8 protein-coding genes are annotated in these 18639 nt (G+C 68.1%); 5 read left to right on the plus strand and 3 right to left on the minus strand.

All coding sequences use genetic code 11. From position 1 onward, the window contains the following. The first annotated feature begins 55 nt into the window (after positions 1-55). The 5 genes from QTI04_RS28960 to QTI04_RS28980 all read left to right on the plus strand — a co-directional run bounded on the left by QTI04_RS28960 (position 56) and on the right by QTI04_RS28980 (position 6845). Positions 56-928 carry a thioesterase II family protein gene (locus QTI04_RS28960; protein WP_286618669.1) on the plus strand — a complete coding sequence of 291 codons (873 nt, stop codon included), beginning with the start codon at positions 56-58 and terminating at the stop codon, positions 926-928. Between the two features lie 97 nt (positions 929-1025). After that, the gene (locus QTI04_RS28965) at positions 1026-3245 is read left to right on the plus strand and encodes a hemopexin repeat-containing protein (protein ID WP_286618671.1); all 2220 of its coding nucleotides are present in this window, start codon (positions 1026-1028) and stop codon (positions 3243-3245) included. A 17-nt stretch (positions 3246-3262) separates the two neighbouring features. Further along, on the plus strand, positions 3263-4444 hold the full coding sequence (locus tag QTI04_RS28970; RefSeq protein WP_286618673.1) for a prohibitin family protein: 1182 nt from the start codon (positions 3263-3265) through the stop codon (positions 4442-4444). Between the two features lie 51 nt (positions 4445-4495). Further along, entirely contained in the window at positions 4496-5209 is a 714-nt protein-coding gene (locus QTI04_RS28975; RefSeq protein WP_286618674.1) for a 4'-phosphopantetheinyl transferase superfamily protein, read from the plus strand. 10 nt (positions 5210-5219) lie between these two features. Then, positions 5220-6845, plus strand: a complete 1626-nt coding sequence (locus QTI04_RS28980; RefSeq protein WP_286618676.1) for a cyclic peptide export ABC transporter — start codon at positions 5220-5222, stop codon at positions 6843-6845. Here QTI04_RS28980 and ectB read toward each other — a convergent pair whose 3' ends face one another. From ectB to QTI04_RS28995, 3 genes are read right to left on the minus strand one after another with little or no spacing between them, the layout of a single operon-like run. Then, positions 6846-8153, minus strand: a complete 1308-nt coding sequence (gene ectB / locus QTI04_RS28985) for a diaminobutyrate--2-oxoglutarate transaminase (RefSeq protein ID WP_286618677.1) — start codon at positions 8151-8153, stop codon at positions 6846-6848. Continuing rightward, positions 8150-11602 (minus strand): AMP-binding protein, encoded by a 3453-nt coding sequence (locus QTI04_RS28990; RefSeq protein WP_286618678.1) that lies wholly within the window; start codon positions 11600-11602, stop codon positions 8150-8152. Before QTI04_RS28990 ends, ectB begins: the two co-directional genes overlap by 4 nt. Then, complete coding sequence (locus QTI04_RS28995) at positions 11602-18636, minus strand: non-ribosomal peptide synthetase (RefSeq protein ID WP_286618682.1); 7035 nt, start codon at positions 18634-18636, stop codon at positions 11602-11604. Before QTI04_RS28995 ends, QTI04_RS28990 begins: the two co-directional genes overlap by 1 nt. Between the last annotated feature and the right edge of the window lie 3 nt (positions 18637-18639).

An 18639-nucleotide genomic window follows, 5' to 3' on the forward strand; every position in this document is an offset into this window, starting at 1 on the left:
TCGATCACATCACGGGACTACGATGCAACGCCTTTTTTCCGAGCGGACGCAAACGATGGACGAACAGCGAGTCGCCGACCGTCGTCTTCCGCAGCGAGCCGCAGAGCCCGGCCTCGAGGGCAGCCTGGAGGCCGGCGGCCCCACGATGCGGCTGCTCTGTTTTCCTTTTTCCGGGGGGAGCGCGACGTCCTACCGGGGCCTCGGCACGTGCTTCGACTCGATCGAGGTTTCCACCTTCGAATTGCCGGGACGGGGGAGACGATTTTCAGAGCCCGCGCTGGAGCGTTGCGAGCCGATGGTGGAGGATCTCTTGCAGCAGATCCGGCCCCGCATCCGCGCGCCGTATGCACTGTTCGGCCACAGCATGGGAGCGCTCCTGGCCTACCTGATCGCCAAGCGCGTGATCGCCGAAGGTCTTCCATGCCCCGCCCACCTGTTCGTTTCGGGCAGCAGGGCTCCCGCGGTCATCTTCAGCGAGCGATGGCACCTGCTGCCACGGCAGGAATTTCATCGCGTGCTCGCCGAGCTCGGCGGCTGCCCTCCGGCCATTCTGTCGGACCCGGAGCTGATGGCGCTGTACGAGCCCGTGTTGCGCGCCGACTTCGGCGCGATGGCCAGCTACCGACACGAGCCGAGCGCCCCGTTCGAGTTTCCGATCACCGCCGTGATCGGACAGGAGGACAGGGTGTCGCACGACCAGGCGAGGGCCTGGCAGCAGGAGACGGTGCAGCCCCTGCGGCTGGAGCGCTTCGCCGGAGGCCACTTCTTCATCTTCCGCCATTGGCAGCAGATCCAGCGCCTTATTTCGGCCCGGTTGTCGTGTGCCCGCGAAGGCGACCCCAGCGGGCCAGGTCGCCGCCAGGAGCGGCCACCTCATCAAGCGAGAGTTTCGTCGGGAGTGCTTCGTCCCGGCGTCGGCAGCGAATGAGCGCCGATGGATGTGGTTGTCGTCCTGGAGCCGATGACACGATCTCATCTCGATTCGAAGCACCGGAAGCACTTGTCGATCTTGAAAGGAGCCGAACATGTCCACGGCAAAGAAAAGCACCACTGCCCCCGCAAGGCGCGATGCTGTCGCTCGCGCGAGCGACAGGCCGGCCGCCTCGACCCCCGCAACGGCAGACGCGAGCGCACTGCCCCCGACGTCTGCACCGCTCGCAGACTCGACCGCCGCGGCAACAGATGCGGGGGTTGCGCCGACGGATACCAGCCAGGATGTGGCGGCCCGTCCCGCCAGCGCCACGGCCGACCCGGACCTGCCGCAGATTCGGCCTCTTCCAGGCTCGGGGATCCTCGGCCGAGGCATCTACATCCGACCGCGTCAGCCTTACGAGTTGAAGGATTACCTGTTCGTCCGGGAGCCCGGCAGCGCTCGGATCGAAAGGGTCTCCAACAGCCCCCAACCCTATCTCGTCGCCCCCGATTGCGAGGTCAACAACAGCCCTCCCCTGCCCACGGACCGGGCCACCGGTCAGACCATCATCGAGGAATCATGGAACCGTTTCGGCCGGGAGGTGACGGTGAATATCAACGCGGCCGCCAACGCCAAGGCGCTGAGCATCGATGCAACGTCGTTTCAGGGAAGCAGCCTGAAAGTGGAAGAGGATTCCTACTATGCGCTGCGCAGTTCCTTCATCCCGTTCTGGAGCGTCTACATGCCGCGGGCCGACAGCAGGAATGTCATTGCCGAGTTCGCCCAGCTCAACCTGCCGCACCGGCACACCGGTCAGGCGTCTGAACTGAGTTTGCCCGAGGGGCCCTTCAATCCGCTTCGGCGCGCTGACTATGCCCGAGTCTTCAACCGCTTCGGAACGCACTGTGTCAAGTCCGTTTGGCTGGGGGGCAAGGCTTCGCTGGCCTTCGTCGTCACCAAATCATCCAACCTGTCCAGGGAAGAGGTGAAAGCCGGCGTCGAAACGGCCTTCGGCAGCGTGGCCAAGACCGGGCTGTCCGAGGCACAAACGCAGGCACAGGATCGAGTTCGCAACAACTCTTCCTGCAATGTATTCGGCAGTGGCGGCGATCCCACCGAACTCGCGAAGCTCACCAAGTTGGATGCAGAGCAATACGATACCTGGATCAACAGTGTCAAGCAGAATCCCGAGGTGATCGAGTTGGGCGTCGTCGGCATCTGGACGCTCCTCACCGATCGTGTCAAGGCCGAGGCCCTGCGACAGGCCTATGTCCAGGAGAGCACCTTCACGCCGCTGAACGCGGTCGTGCCTTTCCGGGACTGGCTTGTCTTCGTGAAGAGCGACGAAACCTTTGACTACTCGCTGACTTTGAAGTACGGTCCATCGCGCCTCTATTTGCTTTCCTGTCTGTTCAGACCCACCGACATCAAGGATCCGATCAAATTGCGCGATCGACTGGTCCCTCTCTTCGAAGGCGCGACGGATCGACAGACTTCGGCACGATTCGTTCAAGCCGCAACGAGGGTGCTGCCGCACAGCGAGGAGTTGTCCGAAATCAAGGCCGAGTCCATTCAAAAGGTCGCTGATGCCGATCTGCCGGTCTTTCTGGCTGGACTGCTGAACGTGCTCTTGCTCGGCGGCGAATCACTGCGGGATCAACCATTTTTCAAGAAGTTGATCGACAAGACGGTCCTGAGTCCCAGAACGCAGGAGTTGCTGGACCATGGCGACGATCAGGCAGTGGGCGCGGTACTCCATCGCCTGCTGCTCGAGGACATCTTTCCGACCGAACTGGCGCGACGGCCGACGCGGCTTTCCGTCACCAGTTACCTGCCCCTGCTTGAGGACTATCCCGATTTCGCGCAACCCCACGCCGCCTTTTCGCTGCGCGGTTTCGGGAAGGCGCTGGATGACAAGCTGTACCTCTTCAGATGGCGGCGCTGCCTGAGAATCGATCTGCAAACCGAGACCGTCGATGAAGGCTACCCCACCGATATCTCGGAGGATTGGCCCGAGGTTGATTTCGATCGGATCGATGCCGCCGTGGCCTTTGCGCCGAATCGGATCTACTTCTTCCGCGGCAACGAGTACATACGCATCGACATCGAGGATGGCGAGCACGTCGCCACAACCCGCGATCTGATCAAGGACCGATGGCCTGGGGTCACGTTCGATCAGATTGACACCGCCGCCTACTGGGGCAGCAACAAGATCTATTTCTTCTCCGGCGATCAGTACATCCGCTACGACTTCAGTAGCCATCGCGCTGACCCGGGGTATCCGAAATTCCTGACGAGCGACTACGTCGAAGACTGGGAAATCTTCGAATAGTCGCGCGATTTCGCCACTTGACATACACAGCAACCCCCTCCCGCGCCGCGCTCCTGTTCGTGGGCGCGGCCGTGGGCGCGGCTGCCGTCCTTGCGGTTCTGGCGTTCCACCCGCAGCTCCCGCCGCCAGGGGTCTGGGGACCGCTCGATCTGACCCTCGCCGGCATCGCGATCTCCGTCGGCATCGCGGTCATCGTGCGTTCAGCCGGGGCAATGAGACGGCGAGGTCGGCAGATGCTCGCCGCGATGCGCCGCCATGCCCTGCCGCTGATCGTCGTTGCGCTGCTCGTGCTGTGGCTGTTCGTCTATCTGGCGATCGACATCTTCATCGCGATCAAGCCCGGCCAGGGCGGGGTGCTCTGGAAGCGCTTCGGCGGCGGTACCGTGACGGAACGCTTCTACGGCGAAGGCCTGCACGTGATCCCGCCCTGGGACAACATGTATGTCTACGAGCTCAGGTACCAGCAGCAAAGCCGCGAATTCGAGGTGCTCTCCTCCGACGGCCTGCTCTACACCGTCGAGGTCACGCTGCGCTACCGGCTCAGGCAGGAGTCGCTGGGGCTGCTGCACAAGTGCGTCGGGCCGGGCTACGTCGAGACGATGCTGCTGCCGGAGCTCGGAGCGGTCACGCGACTCGTGACGGCACAGCTCAGGCCCGACGAGTTGTACACCTTGCGCCGACAGGCCAGCGAGGCCGAGATCCGCGACAAGCTGCGGCTGGAGATCGGGCCATGCGCGCCACGGCACGAAGGCCCGACCGACGCGGTGGACACGGAGGCTCCCGCCACAGAGCGCTACTTCGAGGCCAGCGATGTCTTCATCCGCCGCGTGATGCTGCCGCCGAAGGTGGCCGACGCGATCGAATCCAAGCTGGCGCAGCGCCAGCAGGTGCTCGAGTACGACTATCTGATCGACAAGGAACGCAAGGAAGCGCAGCGCAAGACGATCCAGGCCAACGGCATCCGGGAGTTCAATGAACTCGTCGGGCGCGGGATCTCGCCGTCCGTGCTGCAATGGCACGGCATCGACGCGACGCTCGAACTCGCCAGGTCACCCAACAGCAAGGTGGTGGTCATCGGTTCGCACGAAAAGACGGGCCTGCCGCTGATTCTCGGATCGCTGCCCGGCGCGGAGCCGCCGGCGTCGCCGCCGCGCAAGCCGATGGCCGACGCCAGCCCCCCGCCCCATCGCGAGCGCTAGCCATCAATGGGTGGCACGCTCGATTGCATCATTGCGGCGCGGACCCCGCCGATGGGACCGGAGCCGCTGCCACTCGCGCACGACGACATCCATCTGTGGTCGGCGAACCTGGACCTGCCTGCGGGTGAGGTGGCCACGCTGGCCGGCTGCCTGTCGCCCGACGAACGCGACCGCGCGGCGCGCTTCCACTTCGAGCGCGACCGCCGGCGTTTCGTGGTCGGCCGCGCGACGCTGCGCATCGTGCTGTCGCGCTACGGGTCCGGCGAGGCCGCGGCGCGACTGCGCTTGCGCTACGGCGCCCAGGGCAAGCCGGCGCTCGACCGCGCGCAGGCGCGCCACGAACCGCCGATCGAGTTCAACCTGGCGCATTCGCAGGAGCTCGTGCTGATCGCCGTCGCGGCTGGCCGGGCGCTCGGTGTCGACGTCGAGTTCGTCCGGCCCATCGACGACCTGGAGGGCATGGCACGACAGGTATGCACGACCGACGAACTCCGCTCGCTGCTCGGAATGCCGACTGCGCTGCGAGGCGAAGCGTTCCTGCGCTGCTGGACGCGCAAGGAGGCCTGCCTGAAGGCGATCGGTACCGGGCTGTCTTTTCCGCTCGAGCACGTGCAAGTCGGTTGCACGGCGGATGCGCCCGAGCCGCCTGGCTGGACGCTGCACGACCTGCGCCCCGCGCCGGGGTTCCTGGGCGCGCTGGTGACGCGCCGAGGCGCCTGCCGGATCACACGGTTCGGCTTCGACGCCCGACATCCAACGATCTGAAACGAGACCGATGAAACTGCTGGAGTTGTTCAGGAAGGAGACGACCACACCGCCCTACAAGCTCGCGTTCATGGCCGCGATCGCGGGCATCAGCAACGCCGCGGTGCTCGGCATCATCAATGTCGCCGCAGCGCAGGCGGCGCAGAACGCGTACAGCTTCCAGTTCGTGATCTATTTCCTGATCGCCATCGCACTGTACGCGGCGGCGCAGACCTTCGTGATGCTCACGACGAGTCGCGAGGTCGAGACCGTGCTGCACAGGGTGCGCGTGCGCATCGCTGATCGGGTGCTGCACAGCGACCTGGTCACGATGGAAAAGATCGGTCGATCCGAGATCTACGCCAGCATCACCAAGGAAACGCTCACGATCTCGAACACCGCGAGCTTCCTGTCGATCGGCGTGCAGGCGGGCATTCTCGTGTTCTTCTCCTCGATCTACATCGCGTTCCTGTCGCTGACGGCGTTCATCGTCAGCGCCGTCTTTGTCGCCATTGCGGTATCGATCCACTTTCGCCGCCGCAAGGAGCTGCTGCAGAACCTGCACCTGGCGACGGCCAGCGAGAACAAGCTGTTCGACGCGCTGACCGACATGCTCGACGGCTTCAAGGAAGTGAAGATCAACAGCGCCCTCGGCGCGGGGCTGTTTCGCAGCATCGAGCACATTTCGCACGAGACCGCCGAGATGAAGATCAGGACGCAGGGCGAAATGGCCCGTCACTTCATCTTCTCGCAGCTGACCTTCCTGATGCTGCTCGGCACGATGGTGTTCATCGTGCCGCGGCTCAGTCCGACTCACGGCCAGTCGGTGGTGCAGCTGACGACGTCGATCCTGTTTTTGATCGGCCCGATCTCGAGCCTTGTCAGCACCATCCCGGCCATTGCGGTGGCCAACACCTCGGCCGAGAACATCTACCTGCTCGAAGCAGCCCTCGCCGGGCATGCTCGCCCCCGCGAAGTGGCCGGTGTCCAGCGCAGCGGCTTCGAGCGCATCGAGTTCGACAAGGTCAGGTTCGAGTATGCCGATGCCAGCGGCGCGCCCTCATTCGTCGTCGGTCCGCTGGACCTCGAGATACGCGCGCACGAGGTGCTTTTCATTGTCGGGGGCAACGGGTCGGGGAAGTCGACGTTCCTGAAGCTGCTGACGGCGCTCTACCAGCCGTCGAGCGGCCAGATCCGCATCGACGGCGTAGCGCTCGATGCGACCAACGTCGGCGCGTACCGCAGTCTGTTCGCGGTCATCTTCTCCGACTACCACCTGTTCAAGCGGCTGTACGGCTTCGCCGAGGTGGACCGCGCCCGGATCGAAGAGCTGCTGCGGCTGATGGAGATCGAGAACAAGACCCGGCTCGCCGACCACGAATTCGAGACCCTGGATCTCTCCGCCGGACAGAGAAAGCGCCTGGCGCTGCTGGTGAGCTTTCTCGAAGACAAACCGGTGTACGTCTTCGACGAATGGGCAGCCGATCAGGATCCGGGATTCCGCCGCAAGTTCTACGAGCAGCTGCTGCTGGAACTCACGCAAAGGGGCAAGACAGTGATCGCCGTCACCCACGACGACAAGTACTTCGGCGTCGCCGACCGGCGCGTGAAGATGGAGGAAGGGCGCTTCGTCGATGCCGATCCGACGGCGGGCTGATCAGCTCTGCGGCTGCACCACGGCAACCGTCCCTGGATGCCACCGAGTGCGGTCGATCGAGCCGAGCGCGTGGTCGAGAATGGCAAGGCCCTCGCGCAGCGTTGCAGGATCGATCGTCAGCGGCGGCAGAAGTTTCAGCACGTTGCTGCGCGGCCCGCACAGTTCGATGATCAGCCCGGCGTCGAACGCCGCCTGCGCGATCGGGCGCGCCAGTTCGGCCGGTTCGACCTCGATGCCGTGCATCATCCCGAGACCGCGGACCTTCAGGTCGAGGCCGGGATATCGCTGCGGCAGCTCGCCGAGCGCCTCGGCCAGCTGGAGCGAGACGATGGCGAGCGACGACGTGAAGGCGTCACTCTCCCAGAGCCGCAGCGCTTCGACCGCGGTCACGAACGCGAGGTTGTTGCCACGGAATGTCCCGCTGTGCTCGCCGGGCTGCCACTGATCGAGTTCCGGATCGAGCAGCACGAGCGACATGGGCAACCCGAAACCGCTGAGTGCCTTCGACAGCACGACCAGGTCGGGCCGGATGCCGGCGCGCTGGAAGCTGAAGAACGAACCGGTGCGCCCGCACCCGGCCTGGATGTCGTCGACGATCAGCAGCACGTCCGAGTTGCGGCACAGCGTGGCGAGGCGCTGCAGCCAGGACGCGGCGGCGACGTTGACGCCGCCCTCGCCCTGGACTGTCTCGACGATCACTGCCGCCGGCAGGTCGATGCCGCTGCCGTGCCCGGCGAGCATCCGCTCGACAACGTTCATCGTGTCGACGCCTTCGCCCAGGAAGCCATCGAAAGGCATGAACGCGACGTCCTCGCGGCTGACGTAGGCCGGGTTGCGATGGAACATGCTGGCCGTCACCGCGAGCGCGCCGCTCGACAGTCCGTGGTAGGAGTTGGTGAACGCGATCACGTTGCGGCGGCGCTTGACGAGCCGTGCCAGCTTGAGCGCCGCCTCGACCGCGTTGGCGCCGGTGGGGCCGGTGAACTGCAGCCGGTAGTTCAGGCCTTGCGGGCGCAGCACGGTGCGCTCGAAGCATTCGATGAAACGGCGCTTCGCATCGGTCGCCAGGTCCAGCCCGTGGACGATGCCGTTGCGGCCCAGATACTCGAGCAGCGCAGCCTTCATGGCCGGATGATTGTGGCCGTAGCTCAGCGTTCCGGCGCCGCACAGGAAGTCGATGTACCGGCGCCCCGACACATCGAACAGGCAGGCACCCTCGGCCCGCTCGAACAGCGCCGGGAAGGAGCGGCAATAGGAGCGGACACGCGATTCGAGGCGATCGAACGTTTCCAGAGCGTTCTCCTTCACATCCGGTTCATCGTGGCTGGGAGGGTGGCGGAGGCCGCGACGCTGGCGGCCTCGGCACCGGTGTGCGCCAGGATCGCACGGATCAAGGCCGCATTGCCTTCCAGGTGGGGCGGCCAGAGCATGCGGTTGTGGTCGCCGAAGCCGGCATGGCGCGCGAACCGACCGGTGGTCGCCTCGGCCCAGCCGTCCTGGCTGATCAGGAGGGTGCCGTCGGCGTCTCGCACCTCGGTGACGGGGTCGTGGCTGTCGATCACATGGATGTCGGCACCCAGCACGTGCGCGTCGACGGCACGAGCGACGTGGCGCAGCGCGCTGCGGGTCAAGCGCCTCGCCTTCTCGTGCAGCACCGGGCTCGCCAGATACGGCTGCACGCTCGGGTCGCCGAGAAAGGACTCGCTCGCGCGTTCGATCTCCTCGTCGGCGAGCGGCGTCGGGCGCAGCTGGCGCGCCGAGTCGATCATCACGATCGCCGCGACCCGCCGGCCGCGCCGCTCGAGTTCGCGCGCCACGTGGTAGGCCAGATTGCCACCCGACGAATAGCCCAGCAGCAGGTACGGACCCTGCGGGTCGACGCTCTCGATCAGGCCGGCGTAGTCGCCCAGCCGCGACCCGGCCTCGATGAAATTGAAGCCATAGAAGCGCCAGGGCAGCAGCGCAGCCAGCTGCATGTAGCCGAGCGCATCACCGGTGCCTGGCGGGAACGCGAACAGCGCCGGGCCTTCCCCGCGGTTCAAGGGCACCATCGGCTCATCGATGCCCGCGACGCCGAACTCGGTGCTGCCCACGATCTGGTCGGCCAAGGCGCGCACCGTCGGATTCAGGAAGAAAGTGCGCAGCGCGACCGCCACGCCAAGGCGTCGCTCGATCAGCGCGACGGCCTTCGTGACCTTCATGCTGTGGCCGCCGCGGTCGAAGAAGTCGTCCATGGCGCCGACCCGCGGCTGTTCGAGCACCTCCTGAAAGATCGCTGCGAGTTGCTTTTCGATCTCGCTGGCGGGTGCGTCGAAGCGGCCCACCCCGTCCGCCGAGGTGGGCCGCGGGTCGGGCAGTGCCCTGCTGTCGACCTTGCCGCTGGCGTTCAGCGGCATCTGGTCGAGCGCGACGACATGCGCCGGCACCATGTAGTCGGGCAGCAACCGGCGAAGCCGCTCGCGCAGCGCGCCCAGACGTTCGTCGGAGGCCGGCGCGTCCATGACGACATAGGCGACGAGCGCCTGGCCGTCGCCTCCCGCGCTGCGCGCGACGACCCTGGCCTGGCGGATCGACGTTTCCTCCAGGATGCAGTGTTCGATCTCCGCAGGCTCGACGCGGAACCCGCGGATCTTGACCTGGTCGTCGAGGCGGCCCAGGTATTCGATCGTCCCGTCGGCGCGCCACAGCCCCGAGTCGCCCGTGCGGTAGATGCGTTGGCCGGGCTCCCATGGATGCGCGGCGAACTTGCGCTGCGTGAGCTCGGGATCGCCCAGGTAGCCGCGCGCCAGGCCGTCGCCTGCGGCGCAGATCTCGCCGGCCACGCCGATCGGGACGGGCGCGCCGTCCGGGCCGAGGATCAGCACCTGCGTGTTGGCGATCGGACGGCCGATCGGGATGTCGCTCGTGTAGCTGCGCTCGATGCGGTGCAGTGTGGTGAACGCGGTGTTCTCGGTCGGGCCGTAGGCGTTGAACAGTGCGAGCTGCGGGTAGCGCTCGCGAATCCGGTTGGCCTGCGTCAGCGACGCCCGCTCGCCGCCGAACACCAGGTGCTTCAGCCCGCTGAAGAGGTCGACGCCGCTGTCGGCATGCTGATGGAAGAGCCCGGTCGTCAGGAACATGGTCGTGATGCCGTGGGCGACGATCTGGCGCGCGACCTCGGCCGGATCGAGGATCGAGTGCTCGGGCGGACGGCACAGGACGCCGCCATTGAGCAGTGCGCCCCAGATCTCGAAGGTCGACGCATCGAACGCGACCGATCCGGTTTGCAGGATGCGCACCTCGGGTCCGAGCCGCAGATAGTCGGTTCCGACGACGAGTCGCACGATCCCGCGGTGCTCGACCATCACGCCTTTGGGCTGCCCTGAAGTGCCGGAGGTGTAGATCACGTAGGCGAGGGAGCGCGGCCCCGGGGTGTCGGCGACCGGGCGTGGGTCGTAGCCGTCCAGCGCGGCCCAGTCGAGCTGGCGCTTGAAGCGCGGCTGCGTCGGCGCCACGGCGCGGCCCTTGTCGATGCGCAGGATCGCGTCGTAGCCGTATTCAGTGAGTTCGCTCTCGGCGCCGCCCAGCAGGCCGGAGCACTCGATCGAGACGATCTCCGGAAAGTCATAGCGCAGGTCATCGATGAATGCGCGCGAGACGAACAGATCGTCCGAGCGGTCGATCTTGGTGCGATAGCCGTGCTGCGAATGGCGACTGTGGAACTCGACCAGGGATTCGACGAAGCGGTCCTTGCGCTCGAGGTCCAGCAGGTGGCCGAGGAATATCAGGCCGCGGTCGCCCATCTTCGCGATGACCTTGCGCAGCACATCACGCAGGTAGTTGTAGCCGCTGAAGCACTGGATCACGCTGTTCAGCACGGCGACGTCGAACGGGTCCGCGTCGACGCGGTCGATGCCGTCGGCCGGGACGTGGTGCAGCCGCACATTGCTCAGGCGCTCGCTCTCGACCGCGCGGCGGGCCCAGTCGATGGCCGAGCGCGACACGTCGGTCGCGCAATAGTCGCCGACCAGCGGCGCCAGGCGCCGCAGGCTGATCGCCGAGCCGCAGGCGATCTCGAGCAGCCGCGTCGCCGGGGTCAGGAACGGTCGCAGCTTGGTGCGGATGTTGTCGCCGTACGCGTCCATCACCTCGCGGCTCAACGGCTCGCCGGTGTAGCTGCTGGTCCAGCCGCCCGCGGTGATGTCGTCGATCGCGGTCTGCGCAGCGTGGTCCCAGATCGGCTCCTGCATCGGCGCCCCGAGGCTCTCGGATTCATGCTGCACGTCGCGGCTGTCGACGCAGAACACGATCTCCAGGCGCGCACAGACCCAGTGCAGCCGGTTGGCGGCCCGGATGTCACGCTTCTGCACGGCAAGCAGGCGTGCCTGGGTGTCGTCGAGCATGTAGCGGATGCGCTCGAACGGCGTGCGTGCGTCGATCGGCACGTAGGCCGCCCCGGCTTTCAGCGTGCCGAGGATCACTGCGGTCGATTCGAACGCATCGTCGACCATCACCGCGACACGGTCCTCGCTGCGCACGCCCTGGTCGAGCAGCAGGCGGGCAAAGCGGTTGGCGGCGGCCTCGAGCTGCCCGTAGGTGTACGCGCGCCCGTCGTGGATCACGGCGAGCGCATCGGGGCGCGCCGCCGCCTGCTCGGCGAAGAGGCCGGACACGCTGCGCTCGCGCGGGTAGTCGGTGCGGTTGTCGTTGAACCGCGCGAGAACCCGCTTCAGCTCGGCGAGCGTGGCCCGTGGGTCGTCAAAGGCGCCGAGTTTCATCATCGCTCCTTGTCGACGCCGACTACCTGCGCGGCGAAGCCCGCGAGCCTGTCGAGCTGCGCGCGGATCGTTGCGGCGAGGAACAGCGTGCTGTCGTACTCGATCGTGAGGTCAAGCGCATCGGACTCCTCGACCACGAACAGCGTGAGATCGAACTTCGAGGTGCGGAACGAGAAGTCGAACGGCTCCCAGCGAACCGCCGCAGTGGCGCGCGTCGCCTCGCTCTCGACATCGACATCGACATCGGGTGTGCTGTCGGTGTGCACGTCGACGAAGTTCTGGAACCCGTAGACCACGTTGACCAGCGGCTGGCGGTTCGCGCGTCGCTCGGGATTGAGCTTCTCGATCATCATGTCGAACGGGTAGTCCTGCTGCTCGAGCGCCTCGCCGCTGCGTTCGACGACGAGGTCGAGCAGTTCGTCGAAGTCCATGTCGTCGTCCAGGCGGCAGCGGATCGGCAGCAAGTTGACGAAGAATCCGACGAGGCCTTCGACGTCCGGGTGGCTGCGATTGGCGACGCTCATCCCGATGCACAGGTCGTTTTGCCGAGTCCAGTGAAACAGCAGCAGTTCGAACAGCGCGAGCATCAGGTTGGCCAGCGTCGTGCGACGCCCGCGTGCGAGGCGCCGGAGCCCGGCCGCGACGCCGGGGTCGAGCCGCAGCCGCACCCGGTCGCCCGAGAAATCGCGCAACGCCTCGAGCGCGAAGTCGTAGGGCAGCGCGATCCGTTCGGGCACTCCGGCGAGTTGCGTGAGCCAGTAGCGCTCCTGCGGCGCGAAGCCGCGCGCGTTCTGCCAGTGCGCGAAGTCCTTGTACTGGATGCGCAGCGGTTGCAGCGGATCGGGGCGATCGTGCCGGAAGGCCTCGTACAGCGCCAGCAGTTCGCGCAGCACCAGGTTGCCCGACCAGCCGTCGCCGACGATGTGGTGCAAGGTCAGCACGAACAGGCATCGTCCATGCGGCAGCCGCGCCAGCGACGCGCGCAGCAGCGGCGGCGCCGTCAGGTCGAACGGCAGGTTCGCGTCGCGATCGGCGATCTCGCGCGCACGGGTCTCGGCGACCGGCTGCGGGTCGGCACGCAGGTCGAACTCGGCGATCGCAAAGGGCACCGTGCCGCGGATCTGCTGGCGCGGCTCGCCGTCGATGGTGACAAAGGCAGTGCGCAATGCTTCATGGCGTGCCATCAGGGCCGCCAGCGCCCGGCGCAGGACCTTGGCGTCGACGTCGGCGTCGATGACATGGGCCTCGGGCATGTTGTAGGCCGCGCCGCCGTCCATCTGGTGCAGCATCCACAGGCGTCGTTGCGCGTGCGAGAGTTCGTAGTGCGCCAGCGCAGGCGCCAGGGGAATCGCCGAGAACGCCAATCGCTCGGCGCCGTCTCCACCCTGCACGAGGCGCGCCAGCGCCTCGATCGTCGGATCGTCGAACAGGCGCCGCAACGGGACCGAGACGCCGAAGGTCTTGTGGATCTGCGCGGTGATCTGCATCGCCTTCAGGCTGTGGCCGCCGATCGCGAAGAAGTCGTCGTGCCGGCCGATGCGTTCGGCCCGAAGCACCTGGTGCCAGATCGCGGCGATCGCGACCTCGGTCGCTCCCTGCGGCGGAGTGAACGCAGTCATGCGTTCGGCCGAAGTGCGCGCATCGGGCAGCGCCTTGCGGTCGACCTTTCCGTTCGGGCTGAGCGGCAAGCGGTCGAGCCGCACGAAGAACGCCGGAATCATGTAGCCGGGCAGCGTGCGACGCAAGAATTCGCGCGCGACGCCGACCTCCCAGCCTTCGCCCGCCACCACGTAGGCGACGATTTCGCTGCCCTGCCCCGCGTCGCTCGCCACCACCACGGCCTGGTCCACGCAGGGGCAGTGCAGCAGCCGGTCCTCGATCTCGCCGAGCTCGATGCGGTAGCCGCGCACCTTCACCTGCGTATCGGTGCGCCCGAGAAAGTCGAGGTTGCCGTCGGGCAGCCAGCGCGCGAGGTCGCCCGTGCGATAGACCCGCTCGCCCCCGGCGGCCGCACAGGCGACGAAGCGCGCTGCGGTCAGCTCGGCGCGGTTCAGATAGCCGCGGGCGACGCCGGCCCCGCCGAGGTGCAGTTCGCCCGGCGCTCCCAGCGGTTGTGGCCGGCCGAGGCGGTCCAGCACGAAGCAGCGCATGTTCGCCAGCGGCCGGCCGATCGGCGTGTTGGCTCCCGCAGCCGCCAGCACGGCGGGATCGGCCATCTCGAAGAAGGTCGAATCAATGGTCGCTTCGGTCGCGCCGTAGCTGTTGAGGATGCGCAGCCGGTTCCCGAAGCGCTGCCACAGGGTGCGGAAGTGGTGCGCGGGCAGCAGGTCCGAGCCGACGATCAGCAAGCGCAGCGCGCCGAGCGGGAGGTCTTGCCGGTGGACGTGCTCCATCAGTGGCAGCACGAGCGCCGGCGTCGCTTCGAGGATCGTGATGTCATGCTGGACGAGCAAGGCGTAGACCGACGCCGGGTCGAGCAGCGCGTCGGACGGACAGACGACCAGCGTTCCGCCATGGGCGAGCGCACGCACCAGATCGCCCACGAACACGTCGAACGACAGGCTCGCGACCTGCAGCAGGCGCGGCGGGAAGTCGCCGAGGCCGTAGGCGTCGCGCCATGCGAAAGCAACGTTGGCGAGGCTGGCGTGCGCGACCGCGACGCCCTTGGGCTGCCCGGTCGACCCCGAGGTGTAGATCACGTATGCGGTCTGCCCGGCGTCGGGCCGTCGCGCCGGGGGCGTGTCAGGCTCGGCGTCGATGGCCGCCGCGTCCGCGTCCAGCCGCACCCAGCGCATGTCCCCGCCCTCCCCGTCCAACCCGCCGGCGAGCCCGCCCTGCGTCACGAGCACGCGGATGACGGCGTCGGCGACCATGAACGCGAGGCGCTGCGGTGGATAGTCCGGATCGAGCGGCACGAAGGTCCCGCCGGCCTTCCACACCGCCAGCGGCGCGACGATCATCTGAGGCGAGCGCTCGAGGCAGACGCCGACCTTCACCTCGGGGCCGACGCCGCAGCGTCGCAGGTGGTGCGCGAGGCGGTTCGCGGCGCGCTCGAGCTCGCGGTAGCTCGCCTCGAACCCGTTGCAGCGCAGCGCGACCGCCTCGGGCGCCCGTGCGGCCTGCGCCTCGACCAGGTCGACGAACAAGCGCTCGCGCGGGTAGGCGACGTCGGTCGCGTTGAAGCGCTGGAGCACCAGCTCGCGCTCACCGGGCGGCAGGATCTCGATGTCGCGTAGCGGCCGCGCCGGGTCGTCGAGGACGGAGTCGATGGCGGTGCGCAGGTGGCCTGCGGTGCGCTCGATCTGGTCCGTGCGGTAGACGTTGGAATCGAAGGTGAACCTGAACGCGATGCACTCGCCGGGAACGATCGCGAGGTCCAGGTCGTAGTGGGTCGGATCGTGGGCTTCCACCGCCTCCAGCCGAGGCGCCAAGCCGGTGTCGGCCGACGGCGCCGCGTCGGCGCTCAGCGGGTAGTTCTCGAAGATCAGCAGGTGGTCGAACAGCCCGCGGCCCAGGGCGCTCTGGGCCTGGATCTCGGCCAGCGACAGGTGCTGGTGCGGCTCGTTCGCCAGTGCGCGCTCCTGCACCCGGCGCGCGACCACGGCGATCGGCGCGTCGGGTGGCAGCGTCACGCGCACCGGGACGGCACCGATGAACAGGCCGACCATCTGCTCGACGCCGGCCAGTTCGGCCGGCCGACCCGAGACGATGGTTCCGAAGACCACCTCGTCGCGGTCTGCGTAGCGCGCCAGCAGCAGTCCCCACAAGGTCTGTACGACCGCGTTCAGCGTCACGCCGGCCGTCGCGGCCAGCCGCACGAGTCGCGCGCTCGTCGCGGCGTCAAGCACCAGCATGCGGTCGGCGAGCGCGCGCGGCGAACCGGCATCGCGCGCGGCGCGCCTGGGCAGCGCCGCAGCTTGCTCGTAGCCGGCGAGCGCCTCCCGCCAGTGGCGCCGCGCGGCGTCGCGGTCCTGTGCCTCGAGCCAGCGGATGTAGTCGCGGTAGGGAGCGGTCGCCGGCAGCCGAGCGGCCCGTCCGGCCAGGCGCGCGGCATAGAGTTCGAGGAAGTCGCGCTGCAGGATGGCCAGGCACCAGCCATCGAGCAGGATGTGGTGGTAGCTCCAGACGACGTGATGCAGGTCGTCGCGTTCCCGGAACAGCGCCACGCGCAGCAGCGCATCGCGTTGCAGGTCAAAGCCGCGGCGCCGGTCGTCGGCGCAATAGGTGTCGAGGTCACTCAGCGCGCCGACGCGGAACTCCGGGCCCCGGTCCTTCAGCACCAGCTGCATCGGCCGCGCCAGGTCGTCGTGGACGAACGCGCTGCGCAGCACCGCGTGCCGTTGGCACAGGTCGTACCAGGCGCCGCGGAACGCCTCGCCGTCGAGAGCGCCGATGAACCGGAAGCGCACCTGGACCTGGTAGATCGCTGCGTCGGGTTCGAGCAGCGCCTGGAACAGCATCCCCTCCTGCAGCGGTGACAGCGCATAGGCATCCTCGACCCGGGCCGGCGCCGCGCGCACGGCGTCGATGCGTTCGAGTCGTTCGTGGCAGTGGCGCGCGACCTCGACGAGTTGTGCGGCGAAGCCGTCGAGCAGCGCGGCGGCGGCCGGCTCGGCGAGAGTGGCGGGATCGAAGTCGAGCGACAGGGCCAGCCGCCCCCCGAACACCAGCCCCGTGACATCGATCTCGTGCGCCCGCCGCAGAGCGGGATCGATGGCGCGCCCGGTCGGCCCGCCGTCCAGACGCAGCAGCGGCGCATCGCCGTGGTCGTCGTCGCCGCCGAACTGGCCCAGGTAGTTGAAGCTCAGCTGTGCCTGGCGCGACGGGTCGAGCCGTCGCGGCCGGCTGCCGTGGCGCAGCAGCCCGTAGCCCATCCCCTTGCGCGGCACCGCGCGCAGCGCGGCCTTCATCTGCACCATCTGCGAGCCGATGTCGTCGCCCGCCACATCGAGCAGGAAGGGATAGATGCTGGTGAACCAGCCCACGGTACGCGTCGGGTCCGCGGCGTCGTCGGGCGGCTCGCGCCCGTGCCCTTCGAGCGTGATGCGGGTGGTCTGCGAACCGCTCCAGCGTTTCAGCGCACGGCCGAGCGCGACCAGCAGCAGCTCCATGATCCCGGTCTCGAAGAGTCGATGCGAGCGGGTCAGGAGCCGCGCGGTGTCGTCGCGCGACAGGGTGGACGCCAGCGAACGCGCGTCGCCGTGGCGCAGCGCCGCACGGGCGTCGGCGGTCGTCGGCAGGCGCGCGGTCTCGCTGTCCTCGATCCGCGACCAGTACGCGTCCTCGGCCAGCAGCGCCGGGTCGGTGGTGAATTCGCCGATGCGCTGCGCCCAGCGCGCGAAGCTGCACGTTGGCGTTTCGAGTTCGATGGGCCGGCCCGCGGCGATCTGGCGCAGGGCAATCTCCAGGTCTTCGAGCAGGATGCGCCACGACACCGCGTCGACCGCCAGGTGATGGATCACCAGCAGCAGGCGGTCGCCGCTGTCGCGGCGCAGCAGTGCGGCGCGCATCAGCGGACCGCGCGCGATGTCGAGACCGCGCTGGACCTCGTCGGCGCGGGCTTCGATCGACGCGGGCGAGGCTTCGTCGCCACGCAGGTCGATCGTTTCCAGCAGCGGCGCGTCCCCGGCCTCGGGTGCAACGCAGGTCTGCCGCGGCAGGGCGCCAACGCGTTCTTCGAACCGCAGGCGCAGGGCATCGTGCCGGCGCACCAGTGAATCCAGGGCTTGGCGCAGGCAGGACGCGTCCAGCGTCTTGTCGAGGGCGAGCAATACCGCCTGGTTGAAGTGGTCCAGATGGCCCTCGTGATGCTCGAAGAACCAACGCTGGACCGCGGTCAGCGCAATCTCGCCCTCACCAGCGCCCGCCTCGGCTGCCTGCGTTGCTTCGGGTGCGTCCTCCTGCAGCCGCAGCGCGAGCGCGGCGACGGTCGGATGGCGGAACAGATCGGCCACCGGCACGCGCCAGCCCGAACGGCGCAGCCGACTGACGACCTGGATCGCGGTGATCGAGTCGCCGCCGAGGTCGAAATAGTTGTCCTCGCGCCCGATGCGTGCGCGCCCGAGCACCTGCTGCCAGACCTGCGCGATGCAGGCCTCGCGCTCGCCCTGCGGCGCGGCGAAGCCGGTGGCGCCCTCTTCGCCCTCGGGCTCGTCCGCGGGCGCGGGCAGCGCGTGGCGGTCGACCTTGCCGTTCTCGTTCAGCGGCAGCGCATCCAGCACCACGTAGCGCGAGGGCAGCATGTGCTGCGCCAGCCGCTGCGCCAGCGCCTGGCGCAGCTCGCCCGGCACCGGGCGCGCCGGGCCGCGCGCGACCACGTAGGCGACCAGCTCGCGCTGGCCGGGCCGGTCCTGGCGCGCCAGCACCACGGCCTCGCGCACCGCCGGCTGCCGCACCAGCGCTGTCTCGATCTCGCCGAGCTCGACGCGAAAACCGCGGATCTTGACCTGGTGGTCGCGCCGCCCGATGAACTCGATGTCGCCGTCGGCCCGCCGCCGCACGATGTCCCCGGTGCGGTAAAGCCGCGTGTGCCCGCCGTCCAGGGGATTGGCGATGAAGCGCTCGGCGCTCGCCTCGGGGCGTCCGAGGTAGCCCAGCGCCAGCCCGTCCCCGCCAAGGTGCAGCTCGCCCGGAACGCCGATGGGCAGCTGCTGGCCATGCGCGTCGAGCACGTGCAGCTGCGTGTTGGCCACCGCCCTGCCGATCGGCACCGTGGCGGCGTCCGCGGCCACCTCGCGCACCAGCTTCCAGCTCGAGAAGGTGGTGTTCTCGGTCGGCCCGTAGGCGTTCAGCAGCCGCTCGGGCGCGCCCGCGCGCAGCACCTCGCGCACCCACTGCGCATCGAGCTGGTCACCGCCCAGCAGCAGCTGGCGCAAGGTGGCGAACGCCTCCGGCATCTCGCGCGCGATCTGGTTGAACAGCGCCGGGGTCAGGAACAGCGTGGTGATGCGCTGCTCGCGCAGGAAGGCCGCAAACTTCGGCGGCGACAGCACGGTGTCCTGGCCCACGCCCACCAGCCGGCCGCCGTTGAGCAACGC

The sequence above is a fragment of the Variovorax sp. J22R115 genome, from assembly GCF_030317005.1.
GTDB lineage: Bacteria > Pseudomonadota > Gammaproteobacteria > Burkholderiales > Burkholderiaceae_C > Variovorax.

Excerpts from the sequence above, each read along its gene's own strand:
- QTI04_RS28960 (WP_286618669.1), top strand. The coding sequence starts at position 56 with ATGGACGAACAGCGAGTCGCCGACCGTCGTCTTCCGCAGCGAGCCGCA.
- QTI04_RS28965 (WP_286618671.1), top strand. The coding sequence starts at position 1,026 with ATGTCCACGGCAAAGAAAAGCACCACTGCCCCCGCAAGGCGCGATGCT.
- QTI04_RS28975 (WP_286618674.1), top strand. The coding sequence starts at position 4,496 with ATGGGACCGGAGCCGCTGCCACTCGCGCACGACGACATCCATCTGTGG.
- QTI04_RS28980 (WP_286618676.1), top strand. The coding sequence starts at position 5,220 with ATGAAACTGCTGGAGTTGTTCAGGAAGGAGACGACCACACCGCCCTAC.
- QTI04_RS28990 (WP_286618678.1), bottom strand. The coding sequence starts at position 11,602 with ATGAAACTCGGCGCCTTTGACGACCCACGGGCCACGCTCGCCGAGCTG.